2 protein-coding genes and 2 pseudogenes are annotated in these 2,250 nt (G+C 66.0%); 1 reads left to right on the plus strand and 3 read right to left on the minus strand.

What is annotated here, in order from left to right:
* The coding region (locus tag ACWD1Z_RS37165; protein WP_451125301.1) for an O-methyltransferase at window positions 1–387 on the plus strand (387 nt) is incomplete at its 5' end.
* 255 nt (window positions 388–642) lie between these two features.
* On the opposite strand, the gene ACWD1Z_RS37170 is transcribed toward ACWD1Z_RS37165, so the two are convergent.
* From ACWD1Z_RS37170 to ACWD1Z_RS37180, 3 genes and pseudogenes are all read right to left on the minus strand, one after another.
* A complete protein-coding gene (locus tag ACWD1Z_RS37170; protein WP_389421689.1) occupies window positions 643–981 on the minus strand; it encodes a WhiB family transcriptional regulator in 339 nt (112 codons plus the stop codon).
* Window positions 982–1,245: 264 nt separating this feature from the next.
* A pseudogene (locus ACWD1Z_RS37175) lies at window positions 1,246–1,440 on the minus strand (cold-shock protein); the annotation flags it as partial.
* Between the two features lie 346 nt (window positions 1,441–1,786).
* Window positions 1,787–2,250, minus strand: a pseudogene (locus ACWD1Z_RS37180) (hypothetical protein); the annotation flags it as partial.

A 2,250-nucleotide genomic window follows, 5' to 3' on the forward strand; every position in this document is an offset into this window, starting at 1 on the left:
ACCTCCCTCGCCCAGGACGCCTGGCGCCGGGCCGGGGTGGCGGACCGTATCGAGTTGCGCCTGGGACCGGCCGTTGACACTTTGAGGACACTGCCCGCTGAGCCACACGTGGATCTCGTCTTCCTCGACGCCGACAAGACCGGATACATCAACTACTGGGAGCAGTTGGTCCCTCGCCTGCGCTCTGGAGGCCTCCTCGTGGCCGATAACGTCTTCTATGGGGGCGCAGTCGTGAACTGCAGCGAGGAAGGCAACGCCGCCGCGATGCGAGCCTTCAACGACCATGCCCGGGACGATTCGCGTATGGAGACGGTCATGTTGCCCATCGCCGACGGCGTGACCCTTGCTCGCAAACGCCCTCCCAGCGCCGGCGAAGCCACTGAATAGTGCAGCAGCAGTGCGACGCAGGCAGATGCACCCCGCACTTTCGGGCGGGCGTTGACAGCGGGTCGGCCTTGCAGGTCTGGCGCGAGTCGGACCGGGGGACGGGTGATCAGCGTGAGGATCTTGACCCGGGGCCTTGGACACCATGTACATGGGGCGCCGGGCCAGGACGCACGCGGCATGGCCACGCCGTTCGCCACCTCGCCGCCAAGCTCATCATCCTGTGACGGCTGAGGGGAGGGCGCGACACGATGGGTGTCATCCGACCGCAGACTTGCACTGCGAATGGTCCCGCGTGTGCAGTTCATGCTGGTGGCGTGCGGATTCGAGCAGGTCCTGCCAGGACGTCACCAGGGGGCGACGGCGCAGGAGGGCACGTCGTTCGCGTTCGGTCATGCCGCCCCAGATGCCGTGCTCGATCCTTCTGTCCAGGGCATGGGCGAGGCATTCCGTGCGTACCGGGCAGCCTGCGCAGACAACTTTTGCCCTGTTCTGGGCGGCCCCGTCGACGAATAACTCGTCCGGTTCGACGGTCCGGCATTTGGCCTGTCCGCCCCATTCCTCACCGAAAGTCCCCACAGCCCCGCCCTCTCTGATCTGGCCTGTCCCGCTGGCCTGAGGCACCAGCGAGTGGCAAGTGCTCCCGACCGTATGACAGTTCGTCCGCACGCGGAACAGCGGTGTCGGGTTGTCATCCCTTCCAGCATTGTCTCGCAAGTGCGTGCGAGCTCCGTGCGGCCGGTGAGTATTCCGGCGTGCGCAGGACGGGCTCCGCCGCGCTGAGGGGTTGACTTCCCTTGGGGCGCGCATCCTTCGGTTCCCTTCGCAGGCGGTAGGGATCAGGCCGGGGGTGATGTTCTCTGTCTGCGGGCCCTTTTGGCCCTGTGCGACGTTGAAGCAGACCTTCTGGCCTTCCTGGAGCTCACGGAAGCCGGGGCGTTGATGTTGGAGTATGGGCGAAGACGTCGGGCCTCCGCCGTCCTGCTCGATGAAGCCCAAGCCCTTTCCCGCGTTGAACCACTTCACGGTTCCCGTTGCCACGTCAATGCTTCTCATGTTGCAGTCCCGCACGGCGCGGACTCAAGGAGGATCATCTCCCCGGCGATGCCCGAGAAAGCAGAGTCCCCGTCTCCGGTCAGGATCCACCGATTGCGTTAGGGAGGTCGTGAAGCTTCGTCGGCGCACTCAGCGGCTCACCGGCGTCCTGCCGCTCCACCCGTGTGAGCTTCTGCGGGCCGCAAGAAATGGACCATGCGCTGGAAAACACCGCTGAACGCCTTCCGGATCACCTTCGAAGGCCGGCTCACCCCGGCTGCTCTTTGAACACCTCAACAACCACGATCAGACGTCGATTTGACACACCCGTTTCGTCACGACTGGTGCGTCGCTGCGTGTTGGTCGCTCAGGCGGGCCCTGCGTCGGGGTGGTCGTTGGGACGCGAAGTGGGCGAGGCGGCGAGGTGGTGGTGGGTGGCGATGAGAGAGCGGGCGGCTTGGTCGATGTCGTGGTCGGTGGAGGCCCAGTTGGACAGGGACAGGCGCAGGACGGTGCGACCCTTCCACGTGCTCGTACCCGCCCACCCGCGCCCGTGTTCCTGGAAAGCGTCGGTGACGTTCTGGGTGTGTTCGTCGTCGGTCGCCGTGGGGTGGTGGAAGCGGACCAGGACCTGGTTGAGGGCGACCTCGTTGAGGATGTCGATGCCGGGCTCGGTCTGCAGGCAGGTGGCGAGGCGCTGGGCTTGTGCGCAGCGCTCGTCGACGAGCTTGGCGATGCCGGTGGCGCCGAGTTGACGCAGGATGGCCCACAGCGGGAGGACGCGGGAGCGGCGGGAGACTTCCAGTCCCCACTGAACAGGGTGGCGCTGGT

This window comes from Streptomyces sp. NPDC002784, from assembly GCF_053592135.1.